At 67.7% G+C, this 17,245-nt stretch carries 23 protein-coding genes; 11 read left to right on the top strand and 12 right to left on the bottom strand.

Features of this window, described 5'->3' with window-relative positions; all coding sequences use genetic code 11:
- Window positions 1-38 precede the first annotated feature (38 nt).
- Window positions 39-1,271 (top strand): cytochrome P450, encoded by a 1,233-nt coding sequence (locus AC1RNQ_RS03395; RefSeq protein ID WP_493168917.1) that lies wholly within the window; start codon window positions 39-41, stop codon window positions 1,269-1,271.
- A gap of 127 nt (window positions 1,272-1,398) precedes the next feature.
- Here AC1RNQ_RS03395 and AC1RNQ_RS03390 read toward each other — a convergent pair whose 3' ends face one another.
- The 3 genes from AC1RNQ_RS03390 to AC1RNQ_RS03380 all read right to left on the bottom strand — a co-directional run bounded on the left by AC1RNQ_RS03390 (window position 1,399) and on the right by AC1RNQ_RS03380 (window position 4,154).
- Complete coding sequence (locus AC1RNQ_RS03390; protein WP_493168915.1) at window positions 1,399-1,641, bottom strand: hypothetical protein; 243 nt, start codon at window positions 1,639-1,641, stop codon at window positions 1,399-1,401.
- A 29-nt stretch (window positions 1,642-1,670) separates the two neighbouring features.
- Window positions 1,671-2,549, bottom strand: a complete 879-nt coding sequence (locus tag AC1RNQ_RS03385; RefSeq protein ID WP_493168914.1) for a hypothetical protein — start codon at window positions 2,547-2,549, stop codon at window positions 1,671-1,673.
- A 183-nt stretch (window positions 2,550-2,732) separates the two neighbouring features.
- Entirely contained in the window at window positions 2,733-4,154 is a 1,422-nt protein-coding gene (locus AC1RNQ_RS03380) for an HD-GYP domain-containing protein (protein ID WP_493168913.1), read from the bottom strand.
- A 179-nt stretch (window positions 4,155-4,333) separates the two neighbouring features.
- Here AC1RNQ_RS03380 and AC1RNQ_RS03375 point away from each other — a divergent pair, with 179 nt between their 5' ends.
- The gene (locus tag AC1RNQ_RS03375) at window positions 4,334-4,612 is read left to right on the top strand and encodes a hypothetical protein (RefSeq protein WP_493168912.1); all 279 of its coding nucleotides are present in this window, start codon (window positions 4,334-4,336) and stop codon (window positions 4,610-4,612) included.
- A 44-nt stretch (window positions 4,613-4,656) separates the two neighbouring features.
- Here the strand turns inward: AC1RNQ_RS03375 and AC1RNQ_RS03370 are convergent, their stop codons facing one another.
- Window positions 4,657-5,343: a helix-turn-helix domain-containing protein gene (locus AC1RNQ_RS03370; RefSeq protein ID WP_493168911.1), complete on the bottom strand. Its 687-nt coding sequence runs from the start codon at window positions 5,341-5,343 to the stop codon at window positions 4,657-4,659.
- Window positions 5,344-5,449: 106 nt separating this feature from the next.
- On the opposite strand from AC1RNQ_RS03370, the gene AC1RNQ_RS03365 reads away from it, so the two are divergent.
- From AC1RNQ_RS03365 to AC1RNQ_RS03350, 4 genes are all read left to right on the top strand, one after another.
- Entirely contained in the window at window positions 5,450-5,959 is a 510-nt protein-coding gene (locus AC1RNQ_RS03365; RefSeq protein WP_493168909.1) for a hypothetical protein, read from the top strand.
- Window positions 5,960-6,272: 313 nt separating this feature from the next.
- Window positions 6,273-6,716, top strand: a complete 444-nt coding sequence (locus tag AC1RNQ_RS03360; RefSeq protein ID WP_493168907.1) for a DUF6265 family protein — start codon at window positions 6,273-6,275, stop codon at window positions 6,714-6,716.
- A 47-nt stretch (window positions 6,717-6,763) separates the two neighbouring features.
- Window positions 6,764-7,456 (top strand): helix-turn-helix transcriptional regulator, encoded by a 693-nt coding sequence (locus tag AC1RNQ_RS03355; RefSeq protein WP_493168906.1) that lies wholly within the window; start codon window positions 6,764-6,766, stop codon window positions 7,454-7,456.
- 79 nt (window positions 7,457-7,535) lie between these two features.
- A complete protein-coding gene (locus tag AC1RNQ_RS03350; protein ID WP_493168904.1) occupies window positions 7,536-7,940 on the top strand; it encodes a GFA family protein in 405 nt (134 codons plus the stop codon).
- Window positions 7,941-7,946: 6 nt separating this feature from the next.
- Here AC1RNQ_RS03350 and AC1RNQ_RS03345 read toward each other — a convergent pair whose 3' ends face one another.
- Genes AC1RNQ_RS03345 through AC1RNQ_RS03330 form a run of 4 tightly spaced genes read right to left on the bottom strand, consistent with a single transcriptional unit; the run spans window position 7,947 to window position 9,667 of the window.
- Window positions 7,947-8,402, bottom strand: a complete 456-nt coding sequence (locus tag AC1RNQ_RS03345; protein ID WP_493168902.1) for a DMT family transporter — start codon at window positions 8,400-8,402, stop codon at window positions 7,947-7,949.
- Complete coding sequence (locus AC1RNQ_RS03340) at window positions 8,399-8,623, bottom strand: tautomerase family protein (protein WP_493168901.1); 225 nt, start codon at window positions 8,621-8,623, stop codon at window positions 8,399-8,401. The genes AC1RNQ_RS03345 and AC1RNQ_RS03340 overlap by 4 nt, the downstream gene beginning before the upstream one ends.
- A 10-nt stretch (window positions 8,624-8,633) precedes the next feature.
- Window positions 8,634-9,044, bottom strand: a complete 411-nt coding sequence (locus AC1RNQ_RS03335) for a VOC family protein (protein WP_493168899.1) — start codon at window positions 9,042-9,044, stop codon at window positions 8,634-8,636.
- Complete coding sequence (locus tag AC1RNQ_RS03330) at window positions 9,041-9,667, bottom strand: pyridoxamine 5'-phosphate oxidase family protein (RefSeq protein ID WP_493168898.1); 627 nt, start codon at window positions 9,665-9,667, stop codon at window positions 9,041-9,043. Before AC1RNQ_RS03330 ends, AC1RNQ_RS03335 begins: the two co-directional genes overlap by 4 nt.
- 98 nt (window positions 9,668-9,765) lie before the next feature.
- Between AC1RNQ_RS03330 and AC1RNQ_RS03325 the strand changes: the two genes are divergently transcribed.
- Window positions 9,766-10,656 carry a LysR family transcriptional regulator gene (locus AC1RNQ_RS03325; protein ID WP_493168896.1) on the top strand — a complete coding sequence of 297 codons (891 nt, stop codon included), beginning with the start codon at window positions 9,766-9,768 and terminating at the stop codon, window positions 10,654-10,656.
- Window positions 10,657-10,903: 247 nt separating this feature from the next.
- Here AC1RNQ_RS03325 and AC1RNQ_RS03320 read toward each other — a convergent pair whose 3' ends face one another.
- Entirely contained in the window at window positions 10,904-11,335 is a 432-nt protein-coding gene (locus AC1RNQ_RS03320) for a DUF3592 domain-containing protein (protein WP_493168895.1), read from the bottom strand.
- A 45-nt stretch (window positions 11,336-11,380) separates the two neighbouring features.
- On the bottom strand, window positions 11,381-12,388 hold the full coding sequence (locus tag AC1RNQ_RS03315; protein WP_493168893.1) for a MipA/OmpV family protein: 1,008 nt from the start codon (window positions 12,386-12,388) through the stop codon (window positions 11,381-11,383).
- A 269-nt stretch (window positions 12,389-12,657) separates the two neighbouring features.
- Here AC1RNQ_RS03315 and AC1RNQ_RS03310 point away from each other — a divergent pair, with 269 nt between their 5' ends.
- The 3 genes from AC1RNQ_RS03310 to AC1RNQ_RS03300 all read left to right on the top strand — a co-directional run bounded on the left by AC1RNQ_RS03310 (window position 12,658) and on the right by AC1RNQ_RS03300 (window position 15,815).
- Window positions 12,658-12,882: a hypothetical protein gene (locus tag AC1RNQ_RS03310; RefSeq protein WP_493168891.1), complete on the top strand. Its 225-nt coding sequence runs from the start codon at window positions 12,658-12,660 to the stop codon at window positions 12,880-12,882.
- A gap of 219 nt (window positions 12,883-13,101) precedes the next feature.
- Window positions 13,102-15,030, top strand: a complete 1,929-nt coding sequence (dxs, locus tag AC1RNQ_RS03305; RefSeq protein WP_493168889.1) for a 1-deoxy-D-xylulose-5-phosphate synthase — start codon at window positions 13,102-13,104, stop codon at window positions 15,028-15,030.
- A gap of 116 nt (window positions 15,031-15,146) precedes the next feature.
- Complete coding sequence (locus AC1RNQ_RS03300) at window positions 15,147-15,815, top strand: hypothetical protein (RefSeq protein ID WP_493168888.1); 669 nt, start codon at window positions 15,147-15,149, stop codon at window positions 15,813-15,815.
- A 5-nt stretch (window positions 15,816-15,820) separates the two neighbouring features.
- Here the strand turns inward: AC1RNQ_RS03300 and AC1RNQ_RS03295 are convergent, their stop codons facing one another.
- A complete protein-coding gene (locus AC1RNQ_RS03295) occupies window positions 15,821-16,351 on the bottom strand; it encodes a PaaI family thioesterase (RefSeq protein WP_493168886.1) in 531 nt (176 codons plus the stop codon).
- Window positions 16,352-16,445: 94 nt separating this feature from the next.
- Here AC1RNQ_RS03295 and AC1RNQ_RS03290 point away from each other — a divergent pair, with 94 nt between their 5' ends.
- A complete protein-coding gene (locus AC1RNQ_RS03290) occupies window positions 16,446-16,805 on the top strand; it encodes a winged helix-turn-helix transcriptional regulator (protein ID WP_493168885.1) in 360 nt (119 codons plus the stop codon).
- 15 nt (window positions 16,806-16,820) lie between these two features.
- Here the strand turns inward: AC1RNQ_RS03290 and AC1RNQ_RS03285 are convergent, their stop codons facing one another.
- Window positions 16,821-17,240, bottom strand: a complete 420-nt coding sequence (locus AC1RNQ_RS03285; protein WP_493168883.1) for a DUF3035 domain-containing protein — start codon at window positions 17,238-17,240, stop codon at window positions 16,821-16,823.
- Window positions 17,241-17,245: the final 5 nt, after the last annotated feature.

The following is a 17,245-nucleotide window of genomic DNA, read 5'->3' as shown; positions in this document are numbered from 1 at the left end:
GGCAGACCCGCGAGCGACGCGGGCGGCGGGAGAGAGAGATGGCTTCGGTGCTCGAAGAGGCGCGCGCGATTGCGCCGGTCGATGTCAGCGACATCGCGCTCTATACCGAGGATCGCTGGCGCGAACCCTTTGCGCAACTGCGTGCCGCGATGCCGGTGAGCTGGTGTCCCGACAGTCCCTATGGCGGTTACTGGTCTGTGGTCAGCCATGCGCTGGTGCAGGCGGTCGAGCTGGATCCCGCGACCTTCTCCTCGTCGTGGGAGAATGGCAATATCGTCATCGCCGACCCGCCGCCGCAGTCGAACCTGCCCAATTTCATCGCCGCCGACCCGCCGGTGCACACCGCGCAGCGCAAGGTGATCGCGCCTGCCTTCAACCCGAGCCAGATGGCCGAGCGCGAGAAAGTGGTGCGTCAGCGGACGCGCGAGCTGTTCGATGCGCTCCCCGTCGGCGAGAGCTTCGACTGGGTGGAGAGCGTGTCGGTTCCGCTGACGATCGGCATGCTGTGCATCCTGTTCGACTTCCCGTGGGAGGAGCGCCACGACCTCAAGCGCTGGTCGGACTATGGCGGCCATGTCTCGCCCGAGACCGCGAGCGAGGAATATCGCGCCGCGTGGATGGCCGAGATGCAGGCGATGCTCGCGCGCTTCGACGAAGAGTTCGCCAAGCGCAAGGCGCTGCCGCCGACCGATGATTTGCTGTCGCGCATGGTACACAGCGAGGCGATGGGTAGTTTGAACCCGATGGAGCGGCTCGCCAATATCGCGCTGCTGATCGTCGGGGGCAACGACACGACGCGCAATTCGATGAGCGGGCTGGTCGAGGCGCTGCACTGCTTTCCGGGCGAGCTCGAGCGGCTGCGCGCCGACGCGTCGCTGATCGCTAACGCCGCGCAGGAGATCATCCGCTGGCAATCGCCGGTGACGCATATGCGGCGCACCTGCACGCGCGACGTCGAACTGGGCGGGCAGCAGCTCCGCCAGGGCGAGAAGGTGATCCTCTGGTATATTTCGGCGAACCGCGACGAGAGCGTCTTTCCCGATGCCGAGCGTTTCGACGTCGGGCGCGCCAATGCGCGGCGGCACGTCGCGTTCGGCCACGGCATCCACCGCTGTGTCGGGGCGCGGCTCGCCGAGATCCAGCTCTGCACGCTGATCGAGGAGATCGTGGGCCGCGGGATCCGCATCGAACCGCAGGGCGCGGCCGAGCGGCTGGCGAGCCCCTTCCTGCACGGTTTCGTGCATATGCCGGTGCGGATCGTTACGAGCTAGCGCGATTGCCGTCGCCTTGGCTTCGCGACGCGACCAAAATCTCTGAGCGGCGCGCGATATCGTCCGGAGCTGTCGTCTGGATAGGGACGGACCCGGCACCGCGGCGCCGGATGCGTCCTCCCCCTTCTCAGCCGATCACCTCGACCGTGCCCTTGCCATGACATTTGGCGCAGCGGTCCTCCGACGTCGTCCGATGCTCGACGCTGATCACGCCGTGCCCGCGGCACTGCGTGCAATAGGCGCTGACATTGTCGGGTTCGTACTTCGATCCGCCGCAGCGCGGGCAGGTTTCGGGGCGATTGGTCGTGACGGTCGTGGTGACCGTCCCGCGGCCATTACATCTGTCGCACGTGATATCCACATAAGGCATGCTGGTCCTCCTCCTCGATGCGCGGTTGTTCAGGATTTGAGATAATCGGCGAACTTGCGGTTCGCGTCGTCGAACGCCCGCTGCCGGTCGCGGTTCATCTTGAGCAGCATGTCGGTCTGCTCCTTCATCGCGTCGATCACCGGGTTGGAACCCGCAGCCGGCGGTGCGACGGGCATCGGCGGCATCGGCGCCATCGGTCCGCCGCCCTGTCCCATCGGCGGTATCGGCGGGAACGGCACATAGGGCGGCGGCATCATCGGCCCGCCGAACATCGGGGGATAGCCGGGCATCATGCCGGGCGGCATCATCCCGAACGGCGCGCCGAAGGGCGGTACCATCGGCGGCATATAGGGTTCGAGCCCGGGGATCGGCGGCGGCACGAAGGGATTGAACGAATGACTGGGGTCCGGGCCCGGCCCCGCACCATGGTTTGCGGGGCTGGCCGAAAAGAACGCGGTGGAGGTCGCCTGCACTTTCGCCAGCGCCTTGACCGCGTCGTCGAGCAGCGGCGCCAGATAGGCCTTGAACTCGCCCGCGCCCGCGGCGGCGAGGAGATCGGCGTCGCCCACGAAGCTTTTGCACGTTTCGGTCCAATGGCCGAGCGCGAGCGCGAGCGACTGGTAAAGCGCGATCGGCGGCGGGGTCGGCAGGCTGCCGAACGGCACCGGCGCGGTCATATAGGCCTGAACCTGCGCGAAATAATCGGCGATTACGGGCTCCTGTTCGGTGCGCGCGGCGTCGAATTTGGCGGCGATGTCGCGCGCGATTTCCTGCGCGGCGGCCAGGAGTTCGGCCTGCTGCGCTGCATCGGGTTCGGGATATTCGGGAAGCTTGCGCTCCGAATAGCGGAACGACTTGGCGGCCTCGCGGGCGATTTCGCCCTGCCTCAGATATTCTTCGAAGCTCATGGCGCACAGATCCTTCTTGCGAAGGTCAAGTTGCGCGATCCCTTGTCTTTATCGTTGCTTGACGCTGGTCCTGGTCATGCAATCATATTTCCCGGACCGGCATGCGGAACGGAAGTAATATAGCGGGCGACCCGAATCATTATTTTGGATTGATTATGTGTTAGGGGCGATTTGGCCTTGCTGTCAAGGTCGGCCCCCGGCGAGCGCGGTCGGCATCGCGGGGAGCGGCGCTTCGGGCAGGCCCGCGGCGACGATCTCCTCGAGCGCGTCGTAGCAGTCGCCGTCGATCGCATCGCCGACCTCGCACGCCATGATCGACAGCGCCTGATCCACCGGCATCGCCGCGCGATAGGGGCGGTCGGCGGTGAGCGCGTCGAAGAAGTCGGCGACCGAGATGATCCGCGTCTCCATCGAAATGCTCGTCTCGTCGAGCCCGAGCGGATAGCCGGTGCCGTCGAGCCGTTCGTGGTGCGAGCCTGCGATCAGCGCCATGTCGCGCATCACCGAAATGCGCGAGAGGATGTCGGTGGTGATCTGGGCATGGCTCTGCATCACCGCCCATTCTTGCGCGGTGAGGCGCCCGGGCTTGTCGAGGATGCGGTTGCTGACCCCGAGCTTGCCGATGTCGTGGAGCATCGCCGAACGGACGAGGCGGCGGCGTTCGGGCGCGGCGATGCGAAGCTTGGCGCCGATGCGGTCGGTGAGCAGCGCGACGCGCTCGCTATGGCCGCCGGTATAGGGGCTCTTGGCGTCGATTACCTGGCCGAAGGCGATGGCGATATCGTCGAGATAATCCTCATCGACCATGATGCGCGCCTGTGCGGGGGCGAGCGCGAAGAGGCGGTCGTCGATGCCCGGCGCCGACAATTCCGTCCAGAAGCCGGGGTCTGCGGCGAGTTCGGCGAAGATCGCGGCGAGATCGGGGTCGAGCCAGCTGCCGCTGCGCCTGGCGACCTCGGCCAGCGCGCGCTCGGGACCGCCCGCCATGAAGAAGACGTCGGCGACCTGCGCGAGCAGCGCGATGCGCGACAGCAGCGGGATGGCGCTGCCCGACAGGCCGCGCGGCATGCCGCCGCCGTCCCAATGTTCGTCGAGCGCGGCGATGCCGTCGGCGACCTGGGTCGAGAAGCGCAGGCGCTTGGCGATGCCGGCGCCCTGGGTGCAGCGCGTCTCGATGAAGCCGGTGAGGATGGGGGCGGCGTTGGCGGTGAGATGGTCGCGGGCGTCGCGGCGCGCGGCCGCTTCCTCCTTGGCGCCGACCTCGGCCTCGACGAAGGCGAGGAAATCGGTGACGTCGGGGCCGATCAGCTTGAAGCCGTGCTTGAGGCTGCGGTCGTCGCCGAGGAAGAGCTCGGCGACGCGCGCGGCGTTGCTCGAGCAGCCGAGGTCCTTGAGCAGCACGGCGTAGAGGCAGTCGGCGAGCTCGGCGCCCTGCAATCCGGCGGCGAGACCCACATAGGTGCCGATCCACGCGGCGCGCACGCTGTGCCCCGCGGGCTGGCCCTCGGTGAGGTCGAGTGCATAGGAGAAGGCGCCGAGAATCTCGGCGAGCGGCGCTTCGTGCGCGGTCGCGGTTTCGAACGCCGTGCGGTCCGGCTGGAACATGACTATCCTCCCTGCTTGGCGGCGAGGATAGCGGGGAGAGTTTACCGGCGGGTTAGCGAGGGCGAAGGGTATCGGGCGGGATCGGCCATTTTTCTCCCCTCCCGCAGGCGGGAGGGGGAATCAGCATAGCCCTAAAAAGCCCGTTGGCGGCGCGGCGCCGATATGCAAGGCATGGCGGCATGACCCGGCCCGACCTTTCCGACGAAGCGGCGCGCGCCGCCTATCGCCGCGAGCTGCGCGGGGTCGCGCGCTGGCCGCGCGCCGTGGGGATGGTCCTCGTCTTCGCCTCGCTGGGGCTGTGGGCCTGGCCGCAGCGCGGCGGACCGATGGTGCCGGGGCCGCTGGCGACCGAGAGCTGGGGCTGGCTGTGCCTCGCCGCCGGCTGGGCGATATTATTATGGTCGATCGTCATGCGCACGCGCCACCACCGCGCGCGGATGGACGAGCCGGGGCCTTAAGAACCCGCCCAATTTTCCCGTTCGGAAGGGTCGGGGATCCGGGCCTAGCGCAAAAACGGACCCTTCGCCCTCGCCCGCGCCTGACCCGCGGACACCCCCGCCAGCTCGCGAAACGCGCGCGCCATATGCGCCTGGTCGGCGAAGCCGCGTTCGGCGGCGTGGCCCGCGAGGCTCGCTTCGCCGGGGAGGGTTTCGAACGCCTTCTGGAAGCGCAGCAGGCGGAGCCAGGCGCGCGGCGGCAGGCCGACATGGGCGGCGAACCAGCGCTGGAGCGCGCGCGCGGGCATGTTGGTGGCGGCGGACATCGCGGCGACCGAGGGAGCCGCGACGAGCGCGCTGCCGATGGCATCGAGGCCGGTCTCGGCGGCGAGGCGGCGTTCGATGGCGTCGAAATCGGACGCATCGTGCGCCAGCCAGCGGCCGCGGAGGTCGGCGAGCGCGATGCTGCCGACCCGCGTCCACGTCCATGGCCAGAGGCGCAGGCCTTCGAAGGCCGCGTCGCCGCTGATCTCGAAGGCGGTCGGGCGCTCGACGAGGCCGACCGCGAAGCCCGGCGGCTGGTCGCCGTCCCAGCGCGAGCGGCCGCGGGTGCGGCGGATCAGCTCGACGCAGCCGTCGGGGGTCGCCTGCTGTTCGATCCACGCGTCGACCGCGCCGGTACCAGCGAGCGTCCAGCGCGCCTTGATGAGGCCCGCGAGATGCGGCGGTGGCGGGGTTTCGCGGTACTCCATCGCCGTCTTAGACGACGATATCGGTGCCGGTTCAAGGGGCGGCCAATGGCCGGGCGCTGCGACTCCGTCTTAGGTGGGGGCGATGATCGAAGAGAGGGAATTTCCCATGACCATCCGTTCGTTTGCCGCATCGCTCGCGCTGCTCTCCTGCGCGTCGCCGCTCCACGCCCAGACGATGACCGACCCCGCGCTCACGGCCGGTGCGAGCCCCGTCGCGATGGGTAGTTTTGTGGGCGCGCGCCTCCGCATCCCGCTCGGCGAAACGAGGGGCGGCGGCGAGCCGATCCGCGCCGGGCTGACCGTCGCGCCGATGCAGCGGAGCGACGGGACCGGGCAGCGCGGACCCGCGTGGCGGATCGGCGAAGGGCTCGAGTTCGGTTTTACGAGCGACGCACCCACCCCGCATCTCTCGCTCGCCGGGCAATATATGGGGCCCGCGCGCTTCGCGCCCGGCGGACGGGCGACGGCGAAGCGGCGGAGCAATTTGTCCGACGGCGAGACCGTCGCCGCGGTGGCGGTCGGGCTCGCGCTCCTCGTCGGCGGCGGGCTGTTGCTCGCGCTCGACGCGGCGGGCGATCCCGACCCCTGCACGCCGGGTGGGTGCAATAATAATTAGGTTTGAAATCCGGCGGCGGGATGACGGTTGCGACCGGAAGATCCTCCCCACGCGTAGCGATGGGGAGGTGGCAGCGCGAAGCGCTGAAGGAGGGGTCGACGCCGTCGGGTGTTGGCGCAAGGCCAGACCCCTCCACCATCGCTTCGCGGCGGTCCCCCTCCCCATGGCTTCGCCAAGGGGAGGATCTTTTGGCCGGTCCTCCACCGCGAGGCGGCTGCCGATCGGATAATTCTCGACGCCCCCGCGCGCTTGTCGCATCGGTTCAAGACCGGCGCGGCGAAGTGCGGCAAACTCGGCGGGACAGGAGGCGCTTATGACATCATGGATGGCGGCGGGGCTCGCGGCCCTGCTGGTGGCGGCGAGCCCGGCGGCGACGGTCGACGATCTCGCCTGGATGGCGGGGCAGTGGAGCCGCGAGGACGCCGGACGCTGGACCGAGGAGAGCTGGAGCGCGCCGCGCGGCGGGACGATGCTCGGGCACAGCCGCTCGGGCGCGGGCGAAACCTTGCGCGAGTTCGAGTTTTTGCGGATCGCGGCCGATGCTGACGGCGTGCCAACCTATTATGCCCAGCCCGGCGGGCGGGCGCCGGTGGCGTTCCGGCTGGTTCAGCACGACAAGGCGAGCGCGACCTTCGAGAATGCGGGCCATGATTATCCGCAGCGCATCACCTATGTGCGCGACGGTGCGACGATGACCGCGACGATTTCGGCGATCGACGGGTCGCAGGCGATGGGCTGGACCTTCCAGCGCCGCTGAACCGCCGCTACCGTCGCCGCGGGGTGCAGGCGCGAGAGGAGCGGCGGGTGGACAAGACGGGGCGGCTCTTCGCGATCATCGACAGCCTGCGCCGCCGCCGCCGGCCTGTGACCGCCGAGGTGCTGGCGGAAGAGCAGGGGGTGTCGGTGCGCACGTTGTACCGCGACGTGCAGGCGCTGATCGCATTGGGCGCGCCGATCGAGGGCGAGGCGGGGGTCGGCTATGTGCTGCGCCCGGGATTTTTCCTGCCGCCCTTGATGTTCACCGCCGACGAGCTGGAGGCGCTGGTGCTCGGCGCGCGCTGGGTCGAGGGGCGGCAGGACGGGGCGCTGTCGCGCGCGGCGGGGCTGGCGCTCGCCAAGATCGCGGCGGCGAGCCCCGACGAGCTGAGGCGGCGGATCGACGAGGCGGGGCTGTGGCCGGTGAACAGCCGCTGGCGCGAGACCAACGCGCCCTTGCTCGCCACGGTGCGCGAGGCGATGCGCGCCGAAAAGACGCTGCACATCGACTATGCCGACGAGAAGGGAGCGGCGACCGAGCGTGCGATCTGGCCCGCGGCGCTCGCCTATTTCGAAGACCGGCAGGTGATCGCCGCCTGGTGCCTGCTGCGGCAGGATTTCCGCAGCTTTCGCATCGACCGCATCGCCGCGGCGCGGATCGGCGACGAACGCTTCGGGCGGCGGCGCGCGGTGCTGATGGCCGATTGGTGGCGCAAGAATGGCTATGACGACGCCTCCTGACAATATCTGTCAGGGGGGTGGGCTAATCGCTTCGGGGTGAGGAGCGCCGAGGGACGGCGCGTCAGACCGGAGACAGACTATGCTCAAAACCCATCATGGTTCGTGCCACTGCGGCGCAGTGAAGTTCGAAGCCGAGCTCGACCTCGAAGCGGGGACGGGCAAATGCAATTGCTCAATCTGCACCAAGAAGCGCAACTGGAGCGCACAGATCAAGCCCGATGCCTTTCGCCTGCTGACCGACCCCGCGGCGCTTTCGGACTATCAGTTCGGTTCGTCGAGCGTGCACCATCTGTTCTGCAAGACCTGCGGCGTGTCGCCCTATGGCCAGGGCTATGTCGAGGAAATCGGCGGCGCCTATGTTTCGGTGGCGATCGCGTGCCTCGACGACCTGACCCCCGCCGAAATGGCGGCGCTGCCGGTGCAGCATATGGACGGCGCGGGCAATAATTGGTGGAACCCGCCCGCGGTTACGGCGCATATGTGACGCCGCTTAGGTTCGGCGCGCGAGATAGACCCCGGCGATCATCAGCGCGATGCCGGCGACGCGCTTGAGATCGATCGCCGAGCGCATCGCGCCGAACAGGCCGAAATGGTCGATCGTCGCGGCGCTGACCAACTGGCCGACGAGCACGAAGAAGATCGCATTGCCGACCCCGAAACGCGGCGCGATGAAGGTCACCGCGATGACGTAAAAGGCGACGAACAGCCCGCCGAAGTAGAAGTGGAAGGGGATGTCGCCGGTGAAGCGGATCTGGCCGACCGAGCCGGTGAACAGCGCGCCCGCGGTCGCGATCAGGAAGGCGAGGCCGAAGAGGATCATCGACGCCGCCATCGGGCTGCCGAGCCGCGCGCCGAGCCCGCCGTTCAAGGCGGCGAGGATGGGGATGCCGATCCCCGTCAGCAGCATGATGAGCGCGAAGGCGGGTGCGCTGTTGGGTGCGGTCATCCTTCGGCCTCCCTGGCGGCGGCTTGCTGCGCGCGATAGTCGAGCACGGGCAGCCCGCCGATGCCCCAATTGTCGGTATCGATCTCGTCGATCGTGACGACCGTGGTCGCGGGATTCTTGCCCAGCACGCGTTGGAGCAGCGCGGTGACCCCGCCGATCAGCTCGGCCTTTTGTTCGGGCGTCGCGCCCTCGCGGGTGATGCGGATGTTGACGTAGGGCATGGCGCGCTCCTCAGGCGAAGGGGGTGGCGAATTCGATGCGGATGCCGCCGGGCATAGCGCAGATGAAATGATGCGTCGTCGCGCCTTCGCGGATCGGTTCGGGGTCGAATTCGATCCGGGCACCGGGATGGCCCCGGACGCGCGCGAAGACGGTGCGCAGCGCATCGAGATCGGGGACCCGGAGCGCGAGATGGTGGAGGCCGATATTGGCGCGGCGGTCGAAGGGGGTGGCGCTCGCGGGGTCGGCGACCTGCCACAGGGTGAGCAAGGTGGTGCCGTCGCTGACGAAGATCGCGGGATAGTCGGGGCGTTCGGCGGCGACGCTATAGCCAAGCACATCGACGAAGAAGTCGCGCGCTTCGGCGACGTCGCGCACCGCGAGGCCGATATGGTGGGCGCCTTGGGTGAGAGCGGTCGTCATTGATCTTCCTTCCCTGAACGAAGCGCGGCGATCTCGGCGCGCAATTGGTTGAGTTCGGCGGCCATCGGCTTGATCGCCGCCGAGATTTCGGCCTCGGTGAAGCGCGGGGTGATGTGCTGCGAGCAATTCCATTCCCAGCCGATGACATCGATCAGGAAGGCGCGCTCGGGCACCGCGCGGTAACCGTCGGGCATCAGCGCCGCGACGAGCTCGGGATCGTCGTCGCGTTCGACGCTATGGGCATGGCCGAGCAATTTCAGCCGCTCCCTGTTCGGATAATCCATCAGGAACAGCGACACGCGGTCGTCGCGCATCAGGTTCGCGGTGCTGATATATTGCCGGTTGCCGCGATAGTCGGCGAAGCCGATGCGGTTGCCGTCGATGTGACGCAAGAACCCCGCGGGGCCGCCGCGGTGCTGCATATAGGGCCAGCCGTCGGCGGTGACGCTGGCCATGTAAAAGCTGTCGCGCAGCGCGATATAATCGAGCTCCTTGGCGGTCAGCAGGTCGGGGCTGCCGTCGGCGTCCGCGTCGAGCCTGGCATAGGAGGCGCGCGAGCCATGCAGTTCCTGCAGGCGCTGGATGTCGGCGTTGAAGAGGGTGGTCCGGTAATTGCGCGCCATCGGTCGGCTCCTTTTCGCTGCAGCCGATCTAGGTCATTGCCCGGATGACGATAATCGGCGAAGATTGCAGGAGTTCATTCCGGAAAATGGAATAATCGATGGACCGGTTGTTGACGCTGGAAATGTTCGTCGCGGTGGCGGGCGAGGGCGGCTTCGCGGCGGCGGCGCGCAAGTTGGGCAGCTCGCCGCCCGCGGTGACGCGCGGGATCGCGGCGCTCGAAGCGCGGTTGGGGACGACCCTGTTCCACCGCTCGACGCGCGCGGTGGTGCTGACCGATGCGGGGGCGGCGTTCCTCGTCGAAGCGCGGCGCATCCTCGCCGATCTCGCGGGCGCCGAGCGCGCGGTGCGCGGCGCCGCGGCCGAACCGCGCGGCCAGCTCTACCTCACCGCGCCGGCGATGTTCGGGCGGCTGCACGTCTTGCCGGTGGTGAGCGCCTTGCTCGCCGAGCATCGCGCGCTGACCGCGCGGATGATGCTGGTCGACCGCAATGTGCGGATCGTCGAGGAGGGGATCGACGTCGCGCTGCGCATCGGGCCGCTCGCCGATTCGGCGCTCAAGTCGGTGCGGATCGGGGCGGTGCGGCAGATGCTGGTCGCGAGCCCCGCCTATCTGGCGCGGCGCGGCGCACCCGCGGCGGTCGGCGATCTCGCCGACCATGCGTTGATCGTGATGGACGGGCCGCGCGCGGGGAGCGAGTGGCAGTTCGCGGCGACGCGGCTGAAGCTCGAGGCGCGACCGCGGCTGGTCGTCAACACCGTCGACGGCGCGATGGCGGCGGCCGAGGCGGGGGTCGGGATCGCGAACCTGCTGAGCTATCAGGTCGCCGACGCGGTCGATGCCGGCCGGCTGATTTCGCTGCTTGGCCCCGAGCAGCCGCCCGCGCTGCCGGTGCACCTGCTCTTCGAACCATCGCGCGCGGCGCTGCCGTCGGTGCGCCTGTTCGTCGATGCGATGAAGGCGCGGCTGCGGCTGGCGGGGTTGGGGTAGCGGGGCGGGCGGCTTGCGTAGCGCGTTTCGTTCGAAGCCGATAGGTTCGGATTTTTGTTTCGCGCAAAGACGCAAAGACACGAAGACGATGGTGCGCGGCCGAAAGGCCGCTTTCTCATCGTCGCCGCGTCTGCACGCGAGGATCAACCAATAAAACCGCTTCGCGGTCAACGCGGCTTCTTTGTGCCTTTGCGTCTTTGCGCGAAACGAATCTCGCCGACGTCTGCGGCACAGCGTCCGCTTCGCGTTAATGCGACCCCGCCACCACGATCCACACCGTGCCGATTGCGAAGAAGAGCGAGCCGAGGCCGACGAACAGGCCGATGAAGCAGCCGTTGCGCAGCGGCGCCCAGATCATGACGTCACCTGGATCGTCGGGGTTGTAGCGGACGCGCATGACGCTGCCGACGGTCTTGGGATGGTTGGTCGACAGGCTGTCGCGTAGCTGCTTCGTCACGCCCGCGAGGCGATATTCGACGATCGCGGTGTGCATGAGGGTATTGTCGCCGTCGCTGTCGCGGCTCCAGTGGCTGTCGTGGCCGACGATGTGTCCCTCGACCTCGTGCCAGCGGCGGCCGCGCATCTCGCTTTTCGCCATCCACAGGCCGATGCCCGCGAACAGCGCGCCGATGCCCGCGAAGAACCACGGCAGCAGGCGCAGGATCTGGTCTTCTTCCACTTCGCTTCCCCCCCGGAACGACGAAGAAGAGGGTCGGTATTCCCTCTAGAATTGATAGGCGAGGCCGATGCCGCCGAGCCACTGGTCGGCGCTGCCCGCGTCGGCGACGATCGGCGAATCGGCATAGCGGCCGAGCATGCGGCCATATTGCGCGCCGCCGATCAGCACGAAACCCTTGCGGAGGTCGCCCGACAGGCCATAGGCGCCCGCGACGCCGAGCGTATATTTGCCTGCGGTGATCTTGTTCCCCGCGCCCGAATAGACGGGCAGCCCGCTCGCGGCGCTGCCGAGCGGGTCGACGTCGAAATAATAGCGGCCGAAACCCTTGCCATAGACGTTCACCGACGCCGAGACGCCGATGAAGGCGCGCTTCGACAGCGGCGTGCCATAGTCGATCGTCGGCGAGACGACCCAGCTGCCGTGCTTGTCCGACACGTCGTAGAGCCCGACGAGGCGGACGCCGACCTGGTCGTAGCCGCTGGTGACGATCCCGGTGTGGGTGATCCCCGTCGAGATGCCGAGTTCGACCGCCATCTTCCTTTCGCCGAGCGCCTCGACCTGCGGATCCTTGATCCGGCCGGTGCGGTCGCTGCGGAGGTTGATGATCGGCCCGAATTTGAAATCGGTTTTTTGCCCGCGCTTCTGGCGGATCAGGTCGACCTGGAAATTGGTGCCGCGGGTCGAGAAGGCGAAGCCGGCGAGCCGCCCGCGCAGATAGAAGCCGGGCAGGACCACGCGGTCGTCGGAGCCGTTGTAGCTCGGCGCGGTGATCACCCCGCCGGCGATCGAGATATAGTCGCGCGCCCATTTGCGGCTGTCCTCGTCCCCCTCGGGCGAGGCGGTCGGCAGCAGGATCGCCTCGTCGAGCTCGCGGTCCTGCAGATAGGCCGATGCCGTGGGCAGGACGGGGGCCGGGCGGCCCGGGGCGAGCTCGCCGCCGCCGAGCGCGGCCAGATCATAGCCGAGCGGGCCGTCCATCGCCTGCGCGGGCGCGGCGGCGAACAGCATCAGCGCCGGAAGGGCCAGGCGGGGGAAGAAGGCGAGCATCGGCATAAGGTATATGGTTCCTGTTGGTCTTGCCCCTCGTGACGTTCGTGTAAGTGAAGCAAGGGGGCTTGGAAAGACAGAGACTTGCCGCGGCGCGATTTAGTTCCCATGCTAAGCGCCATGCGGCCTTCCTTCTGCTTCGACCCGCCTTGCGGGCGCCTGAACCGTGCCGGCGATCCGCGGGGCGCCGCGTGCGATGTTGCGCGGCGCGACATGGGGGCTGACGTCATGATGGTGGGCACGGACGATTACGGCGCGGGGCGGGAGACGCGCGGGTGAGCCGCAAACCGCGCTTTGCCGGCTATGCGCTGATGGTTATCGCGGCGTTGCTCGCGGTGATGATGCGCGAGCAAGGGGTCGAGCGGATCGGACCCTTTCCGGTCGTCGCGGTGGCGCTGCTGGTCGGGATGATCGGGGTGATGCTGGTGTTCACCGACCTGATGGTGCGCGGGCTGTATGCGCAGGTCGAGGGAGCGAAGGAGGGTGAAGAGGACGGGTGACGGACGAAATGCGACTTTTTATACCATCGTCATCCTGAACTTGTTTCAGGCTCCATGGTCTGCCGTTTCCTTTGGCGCGGCATTAAACGAGAGCTCTGGCCATGGATGCTGAAACAAGTTCAGCATGACGAGAATTGAGGGGTTTGCTTTCCAGTCCATGACCATCCCGTGCCCCCCTTTTCGTTCGACAGTATCGGCGGTTACCTTTATGACGCGGGCATGACCGATCGTCCGTCCACACCGCTGCTCGACACGGTGGATGTCCCCGCCGACCTCCGCAAGCTGAAGCCCGAAGACCTCCGCCAGTTCGCCGACGAACTGCGCGCCGAGATGATCAGCGCCGTCGGCACGACGGGCGGGCATCTGGGGTCGGGGCTGGGGGTGGTCGAGCTGACCACCGCGCTCCATTATGTGTTCGACACGCCGCGCGACAAGATCGTGTGGGACGTCGGGCACCAATGCTATCCGCACAAGATCATCACCGGGCGCCGCGATCGCATCCGCACCTTGCGCACCGGCGGCGGGCTCAGCGGTTTCACCAAGCGCAGCGAGAGCGAGTATGACCCGTTCGGGGCGGCGCATTCGTCGACCTCGATCAGCGCCGCGCTGGGCTTTGCGATCGCCAACAAGCTGAAGGACCAGCCCGGCCGCGCGATCGCGGTGATCGGCGACGGGTCGATGTCGGCGGGCATGGCCTATGAGGCGATGAACAACGCCGCCGCCGCGGGCAACCGGTTGATCGTGATCCTCAACGACAACGACATGTCGATCGCGCCGCCGGTCGGCGGGCTGTCGGCCTATCTCGCCAAGCTGGTGTCGTCGCGGCCCTTCGTCGAGCTGCGCGAGATCGCACGGCGCTTCGCGCGCAAGCTGCCCGAGCCGCTGCACAAGGCGGCGAAGAAGACCGACGAATATGCGCGCGGCATGGCGATGGGCGGGACGCTGTTCGAGGAATTGGGCTTTTATTATGTCGGGCCGATCGACGGGCATAATCTCGACCATCTGATCCCGGTGCTCGAAAATGTCCGCGACAGTGACCATGGCCCGGTGCTGATCCATGCGGTGACGATGAAGGGCAAGGGCTATGCCCCCGCCGAGGCGGCGGCCGACAAATATCATGGCGTCCAGAAATTCGACGTGATCACCGGCGAGCAGGCGAAAGCGCCGCCGGGACCGCCGGCGTATCAGAATGTGTTCGGCGAGACGCTGGCGAAGCTGGCCGAGACCGACAAGCGCATCGTCGCGATCACCGCGGCGATGCCGTCGGGGACCGGGGTCGACAAGTTCGCCAAGGCGCATCCCGACCGGACCTTCGACGTCGGCATCGCCGAGCAGCATGCGGTCACCTTCGCGGCCGGATTGGCGGCGCAGGGGATGCGGCCCTTTGCCGCGATCTATTCGACTTTCCTGCAGCGCGCCTACGACCAGGTCGTGCACGATGTCGCGATCCAGAATCTGCCGGTGCGTTTCGCGATCGACCGCGCGGGGCTGGTCGGTGCCGACGGCTCGACGCATGCGGGGTCGTTCGATGTGACCTATCTTGCGACCTTGCCCAATTTCGTCGTGATGGCGGCGGCCGACGAGGCCGAGCTCGTCCATATGACCTATACCGCAGCCGAATATGACGCCGGCCCGATCGCCTTCCGCTATCCGCGCGGCAATGGCACCGGCGTGCCGCTGCCCGAGGTTCCGCTAAAGCTGGAGATCGGCAAGGGGCGTATCGTTCGTCAGGGCAAGACCGTCGCGATCCTGTCGCTCGGTACAAGGCTCGCCGAGGCGCTGAAGGCGGCCGATACGCTCGAAGCGCGCGGGCTGTCGACGAGCGTGATCGACCTGCGCTTCGCCAAGCCGCTCGACGAGGAGCTGATCCGCAAGACACTCGCGAGCCACGAGGTCTGCGTGACGATCGAGGAGAATAGCGTCGGCGGGCTCGGCGCGCATGTGCTGACGCTGGCGAGCGACGAGGGGCTGATCGACGCGGGGCTGAAGCTGCGCACGATGCGCCTGCCCGACATGTTCCAGGACCAGGACAAGCCCGAGCTGCAATACGACCAGGCTGGCCTCAACGCGCCGCAGATCGTCGATACGGTGCTCAAGGCGCTCCGCCACAACAGCGCGGGTGTGGAGGAAGCGGGGGCCAGAGCTTAAACTCCTCCGTTTGTGCTGAGCTTGTCGAAGCACCGTCCTTCTTCCTTCGACGGTTGAAAGAAAGAACGGCCCTTCGACAAGCTCAGGGCGAACGGAAGAGAGAGGGCGGCGGCCGCATGAACTTCTTCAACCTCCTGCAATCGCTCGACGAGTTGCTCTACGAGGTGATGTCGTGGCTGGTCTTCTATCCTATCACTTTGTGGCGGACGCTCGTCCATCCGCTGAAGATGATGGATTATTCGGACGTCGAGCAGGGCGACGCGTCGGACCAGCAATATACCGACACGCTGAGCCCGCCCTTGTTCCTGCTGCTGTCGTTGATCATCGTCCAAGCCGCCGAGATCGCGCTGGTCGGCAATGACGCGGTGATCGCGAGCAAGGTCGGGCTGTCGGCTTTCGTCAGCAACAACACCGACCTGATCATCCTGCGCATCGTGATGTACAGCCTGTTCCCGGTGATGATGGCGACGCGGATGGTGCGCGCGCAGGGGCTGCAGGTCGACCGCGGCACGCTGCGCGCGCCCTTCTACAGCCAATGCTATGTCGCCGCGGTGCTTGCGATGCTGCTCGGAACCGCGGTGATCCTGATCAAGCTCGCGCACGACTGGTCGGTGCTCGCGGGCGGGGCGCTCGCACTGTTCGGGCTCTTGTGGTTCGGTTTCCTGCAGACGGCCTGGTTCAACCAGCATCTGAAATGCGGGCGCCTGCGCGCCTTCGGCCACGCGTCGCGCGCGATGGTCGAAAGCCTGGTCGCGATGTTTATATTGTCGAGCCTGTTCAACTAGGTCGGTCAGGCCGCCGACCGCGCGGGATCGGTAATATGCGCCGCCTCGGCCGCGACACAGGCATAGCAGATCGGGGCGTCGTGCAGGGCCGGCGGAGGCGGGGCCTCGACCGGCACGATCGTCGCCTGTGCGACCGCGCAGTGCCGCGGTTCGTGCCCGTCGCGTTCGGCCCAGACATCGGCGCGGACGATTGCCTGGCGCTTGCCCGCCCGGACCACCGCGCCGCGCGCGCGCAATCGGTCGCCCTGCGCCGGGGCCAGGAAGTTGATCATGTAGCTGCTGGTGACGACGTCGCCGATGATGCTCGATGCCGCCCAGGCGCAGGCATTGTCGGCCATCAGCCCGACGATGGCGCCGTGCGCGAAGCCGTGGTGCTGGGTCATGTCGGGGCGCAGCGCGAGCAGCAATTCGGACTCGCCGTCGAAACAGCGCAGCGGCTCTACCCCGAGAAAGGCGGTGAAGCCCGAGGCGTCGACCGCGACGCGTTTCATATGGGCGACGGCCTCGTCGTTGCTCGCGAACCGCTGACCGCGCATGGGAGAGTCCTTTTCGGCTTTGGCCTCGTTAAGTCTGGATTGCAGACATAATGCCGCTTGCATTGGAGTCGGGTCAAGTCTTAAATCCAGACTTATGAAGAACTACGTCGCCTCGCGCTCGCCCTGTGCCGTCGGCCGCGCCTCGCGTCTGCTCGGCGATCGCTGGGTATTGCTGATCCTGCGCGAAGCCTTTTTGGGGATCGACCGGTTCGACGATTTCCTGGGGCGGCTTGACATTTCGCGCGCGGCGTTGAGCTCGCGGCTCGGCTGGATGGTCGAGGCGGGGGTGATGGAGCGCGTGCCCCCCGATGCGAAGCGCGCCGCATATCGGCTGACCGCGGCGGGCCAGGCGCTGCGGCCCACCTATGACGCGATCAAGGCGTGGGGCGACGAATGGCTGCCGCGCGGGGCAAAGGAAAACGGCCCGGGCGATGCCGGGCCGTCGATCTATTGATGCGATAGCGCGGGATCAGGCGCCCGGGATCGAGGCCGATGCGTCGCGGCCGTCGCCTTCGGGGGCGAAGAGGATGTCGCGGGTGACGAGGCCCTTGTCGACGACTTCGGTGGTCGGGCTGCCGACCTGACTGCGGATGCCGGGGTCGGCGCGCGCGCCGTCGGCGCTGCCGATGATGGCGCCTTCGGTCGCGCTGCGCGGCGCGGCGCCGCCGAAGAGCGCGCGCAGCGTCTGCTCGGCGGTGGTCTCGCCGCCGGGGCGCGCGGCACCCGGCGCGGGCGGGGTCAGCGAATAGTCGGGGGGCACGATCAGCGGCGCCTGGCGCGAGACGCGCATTTCGTCGGGGCGGTCGCGGCTGAACAGATTGTTCGACCCGCAGGCCGCGAGCGTCGAGGCGGCCAGGGCGGCCCAGAGAATGGCGGTGGTCCGGTTCACGTATA

It is taken from the genome of Sphingopyxis sp. GW821-FHT12F08 (assembly GCF_058806755.1).
This window is presented reverse-complemented; position numbering and strand designations above follow the sequence as displayed.

Bases quoted from the DNA above. Each gene is read 5' to 3' on its own strand.
- AC1RNQ_RS03395 (WP_493168917.1), top strand. From the start codon at position 39: ATGGCTTCGGTGCTCGAAGAGGCGCGCGCGATTGCGCCGGTCGATGTC.
- AC1RNQ_RS03390 (WP_493168915.1), bottom strand. From the start codon at position 1,641: ATGCCTTATGTGGATATCACGTGCGACAGATGTAATGGCCGCGGGACG.
- AC1RNQ_RS03385 (WP_493168914.1), bottom strand. From the start codon at position 2,549: ATGAGCTTCGAAGAATATCTGAGGCAGGGCGAAATCGCCCGCGAGGCC.
- AC1RNQ_RS03380 (WP_493168913.1), bottom strand. From the start codon at position 4,154: ATGTTCCAGCCGGACCGCACGGCGTTCGAAACCGCGACCGCGCACGAA.
- AC1RNQ_RS03375 (WP_493168912.1), top strand. From the start codon at position 4,334: ATGACCCGGCCCGACCTTTCCGACGAAGCGGCGCGCGCCGCCTATCGC.
- AC1RNQ_RS03370 (WP_493168911.1), bottom strand. From the start codon at position 5,343: ATGGAGTACCGCGAAACCCCGCCACCGCCGCATCTCGCGGGCCTCATC.
- AC1RNQ_RS03365 (WP_493168909.1), top strand. From the start codon at position 5,450: ATGACCATCCGTTCGTTTGCCGCATCGCTCGCGCTGCTCTCCTGCGCG.
- AC1RNQ_RS03360 (WP_493168907.1), top strand. From the start codon at position 6,273: ATGACATCATGGATGGCGGCGGGGCTCGCGGCCCTGCTGGTGGCGGCG.
- AC1RNQ_RS03350 (WP_493168904.1), top strand. From the start codon at position 7,536: ATGCTCAAAACCCATCATGGTTCGTGCCACTGCGGCGCAGTGAAGTTC.
- AC1RNQ_RS03345 (WP_493168902.1), bottom strand. From the start codon at position 8,402: ATGACCGCACCCAACAGCGCACCCGCCTTCGCGCTCATCATGCTGCTG.
- AC1RNQ_RS03340 (WP_493168901.1), bottom strand. From the start codon at position 8,623: ATGCCCTACGTCAACATCCGCATCACCCGCGAGGGCGCGACGCCCGAA.
- AC1RNQ_RS03335 (WP_493168899.1), bottom strand. From the start codon at position 9,044: ATGACGACCGCTCTCACCCAAGGCGCCCACCATATCGGCCTCGCGGTG.
- AC1RNQ_RS03330 (WP_493168898.1), bottom strand. From the start codon at position 9,667: ATGGCGCGCAATTACCGGACCACCCTCTTCAACGCCGACATCCAGCGC.
- AC1RNQ_RS03325 (WP_493168896.1), top strand. From the start codon at position 9,766: ATGGACCGGTTGTTGACGCTGGAAATGTTCGTCGCGGTGGCGGGCGAG.
- AC1RNQ_RS03315 (WP_493168893.1), bottom strand. From the start codon at position 12,388: ATGCCGATGCTCGCCTTCTTCCCCCGCCTGGCCCTTCCGGCGCTGATG.
- dxs (WP_493168889.1), top strand. From the start codon at position 13,102: ATGACCGATCGTCCGTCCACACCGCTGCTCGACACGGTGGATGTCCCC.
- AC1RNQ_RS03300 (WP_493168888.1), top strand. From the start codon at position 15,147: ATGAACTTCTTCAACCTCCTGCAATCGCTCGACGAGTTGCTCTACGAG.
- AC1RNQ_RS03295 (WP_493168886.1), bottom strand. From the start codon at position 16,351: ATGCGCGGTCAGCGGTTCGCGAGCAACGACGAGGCCGTCGCCCATATG.
- AC1RNQ_RS03290 (WP_493168885.1), top strand. From the start codon at position 16,446: ATGAAGAACTACGTCGCCTCGCGCTCGCCCTGTGCCGTCGGCCGCGCC.